This window comes from Halogeometricum pallidum JCM 14848, from assembly GCF_000337095.1.
GTDB lineage: Archaea > Halobacteriota > Halobacteria > Halobacteriales > Haloferacaceae > Halogeometricum > Halogeometricum pallidum.
This window is the reverse complement of the sequence record NZ_AOIV01000015.1, coordinates 22269-28564: the sequence shown is the minus strand read 5'-3', so window position 1 is coordinate 28564 and position 6296 is coordinate 22269. Positions and strand designations below refer to the sequence as shown.

General features: G+C 63.5%; 6 protein-coding genes and 1 pseudogene. 4 read left to right on the top strand and 3 right to left on the bottom strand.

Going from position 1 to position 6296, the window contains the following annotated elements; translation table 11 throughout:
* Positions 1-182: 182 nt before the first annotated feature.
* The 4 genes from C474_RS22555 (at position 183) to C474_RS07620 (ending at position 4056) form a co-directional block, all read left to right on the top strand.
* Entirely contained in the window at positions 183-332 is a 150-nt protein-coding gene (locus C474_RS22555) for a DUF7512 family protein (RefSeq protein ID WP_008385543.1), read from the top strand.
* 2 nt (positions 333-334) lie between these two features.
* On the top strand, positions 335-1333 hold the full coding sequence (locus C474_RS07630; protein WP_008385542.1) for a sulfite exporter TauE/SafE family protein: 999 nt from the start codon (positions 335-337) through the stop codon (positions 1331-1333).
* Positions 1334-1639: 306 nt separating this feature from the next.
* On the top strand, positions 1640-2761 hold the full coding sequence (locus C474_RS07625) for an MBL fold metallo-hydrolase (protein WP_008385540.1): 1122 nt from the start codon (positions 1640-1642) through the stop codon (positions 2759-2761).
* A gap of 20 nt (positions 2762-2781) precedes the next feature.
* Positions 2782-4056 (top strand): MFS transporter, encoded by a 1275-nt coding sequence (locus C474_RS07620; protein ID WP_008385538.1) that lies wholly within the window; start codon positions 2782-2784, stop codon positions 4054-4056.
* 14 nt (positions 4057-4070) lie between these two features.
* Here the strand turns inward: C474_RS07620 and C474_RS23515 are convergent.
* The 3 genes and pseudogenes from C474_RS23515 to C474_RS07605 form a co-directional block, all read right to left on the bottom strand.
* A pseudogene (locus C474_RS23515) lies at positions 4071-4373 on the bottom strand (VTT domain-containing protein); the annotation flags it as partial.
* A gap of 51 nt (positions 4374-4424) precedes the next feature.
* Positions 4425-4781 (bottom strand): hypothetical protein, encoded by a 357-nt coding sequence (locus tag C474_RS07610; protein WP_008385535.1) that lies wholly within the window; start codon positions 4779-4781, stop codon positions 4425-4427.
* 98 nt (positions 4782-4879) lie between these two features.
* Positions 4880-6274 carry a sodium-dependent transporter gene (locus tag C474_RS07605; protein ID WP_008385532.1) on the bottom strand — a complete coding sequence of 465 codons (1395 nt, stop codon included), beginning with the start codon at positions 6272-6274 and terminating at the stop codon, positions 4880-4882.
* Positions 6275-6296 lie beyond the last annotated feature (22 nt).

Sequence of the window (6296 nt, the reverse complement as noted above, 5' to 3'; positions counted from 1 at the left end):
GGATGTTCCTCGGCGCGTACGCACAGGGGTTCGTCCGCTCCTCGCGCGCCGAAGAGACCGACGCTGCGGCCGCACCCTCCACCGACTGAATTCCATGTTTCAAAACAGTCACTCGGTGGGTAGGCGCGGGCAGTATTGTGCGGTAAACGAGACAGCGTACACGGAAGAAGGAGAAACGTGAAATGTTGGGATTGGAAACCGCGAGCGGTTCGGTGGAAGCGATAACGACGATAGGGCTCGTCCTCGTAGAGGCAGTCGTCCTGTACGTGGGATACGGCGCTCTCAGCAGCCTCGTCGGACAGACGGTCCTCGACGCAGTCGGGGGTGAGTGAGGATGGATATTCTCGGACTGACCCCGATGATGGTGGGGATATTCGTCGGATTCGGGCTGCTCATCGGAATCCTGTTCGGGTTCTTCGGCATGGGCGGGTCGTTCCTCGTGACGCCGGCGCTGCTGGTGATGGGCTACCCCTCAACGGTCGCAGTCGGGAGCGGCTTGGCGTTCGTCTTCGGGACGAGCGTCATCGGCGCGCTCCGTCACCGCGACCACGGACAGGTCGACTACAAACTCGCGCTCATCATGACCGTCGCCATGACCATCGGCATCGAAGGGGGGAAGAGCGTCGTGTTCTTCCTGGATTCGACCGGGATGGCGGACCTCATCATCAGCATCTCGTACGTAGGACTGCTCGCGGTCGTCGGCCTGTTTACGCTGCGCGACGCGTGGGGTTCGAAGGGGACCGATTCGACGGGACGCGATCTCGCCGACCGCGTGCAGTCGCTCCACATCCCGCCGATGGTGACGCTTCGCGGTGACGTCCGTGTGTCCGGGACCATCATCTTCGCCGTCGGTCTCGTCATCGGCGTCCTGTCCGGGTTCCTCGGCGTCGGCGGCGGGTTCTTGTTGATGCCAGCGATGATGTACGGCCTCGGCGTGCCCGCCGCCGTCGCCGTCGGGACGGACATCCTTCAGATCACCATCTCGGGAGGGTTCGGCGCGTTCCGCTACGCCCAGTCCGGATCGGTCGCGTTACCCGTCGTCGGCGCACTGCTCGCCGGAAGTGCACTCGGCGCGCGTATCGGCGCGGGCGCGACGCAACTCGTCGAAGAGGACGCCATCAAGGGCTACTTCGCAGCGATGCTGCTCGCCGGGAGCGTCGCCGTCGCGGCGAAGGAACTCGGTGCCGCGTACGGGATCGAAATCCTGAACACGGTGAGCATCGCGCTCATCTTCGGCGCGGCGGTCCTCGTCAGCGGGGCGGTCGTCCTCGCCGCTGTCTGCCGCCTTCGGAACGATAGTGTGGGGATGTGGTGTCGGCTCACCACCTCCTGAGCGCTCGTCGCCCCGCCTACGGACGACGAACCCGACCGAGGTGACTAGACGAAGCTCATTCTTCCTACTTTGAGGTCGTTTCGAGTCGTGTCAGTTCAGTGGCATCCACCCATTAGAATTGTACTGTATTCGCAACTAAGAGACGGGTCGAAATCGCTGTCTCCCCCATTAGTGGCTCGTCGGGTCGAAGAAATCCCGATACAAAGCCGCTCTATGCGTCTAAGAGAGTCTCTTCGCCGCCGGCGACCGGAAGCGAGGTATCGAGCCAACGGATTTAAGAGTTTGACGTGTGTAGTTATGGGTGTAATGAGCAATACTGGATACGGCGCGACGGAGGTCGCACGGCGAATCGAAGACGAGGAGACGGATCCGTTCGTGCTCGACGTCCGGCGCGAGGAGGACTTCGAGGAGTGGCAGATTCCCGGGAGCACGAACCTCCCTATCTACGACGAACTCCTCGAGTACGACTACTCCACGCTGGAGGAACATCTCGACGACCTTCCGAAAGACGAGGAGATAATCGTCGTCTGTATCGCCGGCATCACATCCGGGCGCGCCGCGGAGTTCCTCCGCGAAAACGGGTACGACGCCGAATCCATTGACGACGGGATGAACGGCTGGGGTCGCGTCCACCGCCAGTACGAGATCGAAGGCGCCGACGGCGTCGTGCAGATCGTCCGCCCCGGAACGGGATGCGTCTCCTATCTCGTCCACGACGACGACAAAGCTGTCGTCGTCGACCCGACGCAGTACGTCGACGAGTACCTGAATGCCGTCGACGAACGGGACGTAGAGATCGTCGGCGTCGTCGACACGCACGCCCACGCGGACCACGTCTCCGGGGCACGACGGCTCGCCGGCGAACTCGACGTCCCCTACTACCTCCACGGCGAGGACGCCGGCGACCTCGACCGCGTAAGCGAGATAGCCCACGGCGACTCCATCGACGTCGGTGACCGCGAACTCGGCGTGCGTCACACGCCCGGTCACACGCCGGGGAGCGTCTCCTTCGAATACGGCGACGTGCTCCTCTCGGGTGACACGCTGTTCCTCCGGAGCGTCGGTCGTCCCGACCTCGAAGACAGCTCTGAGGACGCCGTCCGCGAGGCCGCGAGCCGACTGTTCGACAGCCTCGACGGTCTGCTCGACCTCAACGAGGGGACGGTCGTGCTTCCCGGCCACTTCAGCGATGAAGCGGTCCGACCGCTCGCGACGGAACTCGGTGAACTCCGCGAGGAGACGACCAACGAGCTCCTGAGTTACGTCGAGGACGGCGACGAGGAATCGTTCGTCGAGACCATCGTCGAGAGCCTCGCGGACGAGCCGGCGAACTACAACGAGATCAAGCAGATCAACTGGGGCAAAGAGCAACCGGGAGACGACGTCGAGGAGCTCGAACTCGGTCCCAACAACTGCGCGGCCAACTGAGACCGAGTCGATTTTAACCGATGTCGTACACGCAGGGCATTCGTCAAAACTGGTCACAGCTCGCGTTACAGCTGCTGACCGTCTTCGCGGTCGGACTGACCATCGGGGCCGAGCGGAACGTCGTCCCGGTGCTCGGACGCGACGTACTGGGCGTCGAGTCGATGCTGGTCATCGGCTCGTTCGTGATGAGCTTCGGCTTCGTCAAGGCCCTGCTCAACCTCTACGGCGGGAAGTGGTCCGAGACCTACGGCCGGAAGCCCATCCTCGTCGCCGGCTGGCTCGTCGCGCTGCCGATTCCCGTGGTCCTCGTCTACGCGCCGAACTGGTGGTGGATTACACTCGGGAACGTCCTCCTCGGCATCAACCAAGGACTCGCGTGGAGCATGAGCGTCAACGCAAAGATAGACCTCGCCGGAAACGACGCACGCGGATTCGCTGTCGGCCTCGACGAGGCGTTCGGCTACGGCGGCGTCGCCGTTGGCACGTGGGTGACAGGCATACTCGCCGCGCGGTACGGACTCCGGCCCGAACCGTTCTACTTCCTCGCTGGTGTCATCGTCGTCGCCCTCGTCGTCTCGGTGCTGTTCGTCGAGGAGACGCTCCCGTACGCACGGGCAGAGGTCGAAACCGAAGATGACGGCGATACGAACGCCGACCTCCCGTTCCGGTCGATACTGAAACGGGCGACGTGGGGCGACCGGACGCTGTTCGCGGCGGCGCAGGCCGGGAGCGTTGAGAAGTTCGTCGACGCGCTCGTCTGGATAGCCTACCCGTTGTACCTAACGAACGCCGGACTGTCCGTCGCACAAGTCGGCGTCGTCGTGGGCGTGTACGGCGGGGTCTGGGGAGTGCTACAGCTCTACACTGGGAAGCTCGCGGATGATATCGGTCGACGGCCTCCGGTTGTCGCGGGGATGTTCGTCGCCGGCGTGGGCGTGCTCGCGACCGTACTGGTGACAGGGTACTGGCCGTGGGTGCTAACCGCCGGCGTCACCGGCCTCGGAATGGCGCTGCTCTACCCGAACTTGATCACGGTCGTCGGTGACGCCGCCCATCCCTCGTGGCGTGCGACCGGCCTCGGCGTCTACCGCATGTGGCGCGACGCCGGGTACGGCTTCGGCGCGATTCTCATCGGCGCTACGGCTGACTTGGTCTCCACGGAAGCAGCGTTCTACGCCGTCGCCGCCGCGATGTTCGTCTCTGGAACCGTTACGCTCATCTGGATGCGAGAGACCCATCCTGAACGCGGCGCAGAGGGAAGCGGCCGACCGCCGAATCTCGAATCCTATCAATGACGGCCGAGGCCAGATCACCGTATTCTGGCGAGCACTGCGTCCGTCCGCCAGTAGACGAGAGCTGACGCAAACGCCATGAGACCGAGAACGACGGTAGTTTCGAGGTAGTTCGCAGTCGCGAACCGTGACCCCGCAGAGCACACTAACAGGTAGCCGGGAATACGCCCGATCGCCGAGATTACGACGAGTTTCCAGAGTGGAAGGCGCGTGATACCGGCCATGAAACAGATCGCATCGTCCGGCAGGCCCGGAACGAGAAAGACGAAGAAGAGCGCGAACTGTCCCTCCCGGGCGACGATTTCGTCGAACGCGGAGAGGGTCTCGGCGGCAGTCGAAGTTGTGGCGGCATTGGAGACGGTAACGGTGGACTACCTTCGATTCCGCACGAACGCGCCGACACCTGCGAGAAGGCCGACAATGGTCGCGACCACGATCGAAATCGTGGCGCTCAACTGAAGCACCAACGCGAGGGCGAACGCGACCAAGAGGACGACGCCGAACGCGCCGAGTGCGCGAGCGAGACCGCGGCGCGTAGAACTAGCTTTCTGTCCGGTCTGGGTGAGAACGAAGGCGGCCGCGAAGGCACCCGCCACGAGGCCCGCGGGTATGCCGACGAGAACTGAGAACTCGACGTACGGAAGGAGAACCTCAGACACCGCGACGAACACGACGAGGAACGTCGCGATGCCGGCCCCCGCGGCGTATCCGAGTGTTCGAGCACGCATAGCGACGCATCGACCGGCGAATTGAAAGAACTACTGTCCGTTTTTCGTCCGACCGATCGTCAGGGTCGCTTCAGAGTTCACTGCACCCGTCGACCCATCTACCGGAGTCGCCCTCTGAGATACCAGCCGCCGATTCCGAGAGTCACGAACGCGGCAGTCGCGACTGCGAACCCGAACGGACTCGTCCGTGTCGCGTCCACGAGTAATCGCCAAGCGGGCCGAGCGATACCGAGAGCCTTCGCCAGAGTGACCGTGATGAGGAGGGCTGGAGTCACGTACCGAACGAGCGGATACAGCCGTCCCAGTTCGGCGCGAACGCCGTCGATCTCGGTCGTCCAGACGAAGATAAACGTGATGATGACCGCCGAAATCGGAAGCGCGTACGTTCCGACGGACTCGTCGACGAGATCTAAGACCGGTCTACCGGCGACCGCGAACCGAACCGGACTGTAGCTCAGTGCGGACAGGAGCCCGAGCGCGAAGACGCCCGCAGTGAGGTACCAAGTCGCCCGTGAGCGGGAGAACCGCGTCGTGTTCGTGACGGCCGCAACGCCGACTTCGAGCAGCGAGACCGCCGACGAGAGCGCGGCGAAGAACAGCAGTCCGAAGAACGCGACGGCGACGACTCGGCCGAACGGCATCGCGGCGAACGCCGTCGGAAGCGTCGTGAACGCGAGTTCGGTGCCGAGCGTCGGTTGGAGGCCGAAGCTGAACACGATGGGGAAGATCACGAGGCCAGCGAGCAACGCCGCGAAGATATCCGCGACCGTGACCAGCAACGACGACCGGAGCAGGTCGGTCTCCTCGTCGACGTAACTCCCGTACGTGAGCATGATTCCCTGTCCGACCGAGAGTGAGAAGAACACCTGTCCGAACGCTGCGCTCCACAGACCGGGATCGCCTAGGACCGAGAAGTTCGGTGTGAAAAGGAACGCGATGGCTCGGGTCCATTTGACGAGGGTCGCCGCATAGAGCGCGAGGGCGACGAGTATCGCGAAGACGGTGGGCATAACGACCCGCGCCATCCGTTCGATACCGTCCCGGACGCCCAGCGACGTGATACCACCGGTCAGGACGGTCACGACGACAAAGTACCCGACCGGGTGCCAACTACCGGTGAACGCCGAGAACGTGGTTTGAGCACCTCCTAGCCACGAGACGAGAAACCCGAGCACCCAGCCCGTGAGCACGAGATAGTAACTCAGGATGAGAAGTACGCTCCCCGTGACGAGCCAACCCAACGCCGCGTACTCGGGTCTGACCGAACTGAACGCGGACACGACGTCCGTCCGAAGAGAGCGGCCGACGGTGAGTTCTAAAATAAGCAATGGAACGGCACAGAGAAACGCGGCGAGGAGGTACGGAACGAGATACGCGCCGCCGCCGTTCGCACCGACGACGGCCGAGAACCGCCAGATGTTCCCGAGTCCGACTGCAGCCCCGGTCGTCGCGAGCAGAAAGCCGAGACGGGACGACCAACGGTCCGAAGACATGCCTACGTCTGCGCTTTCACGA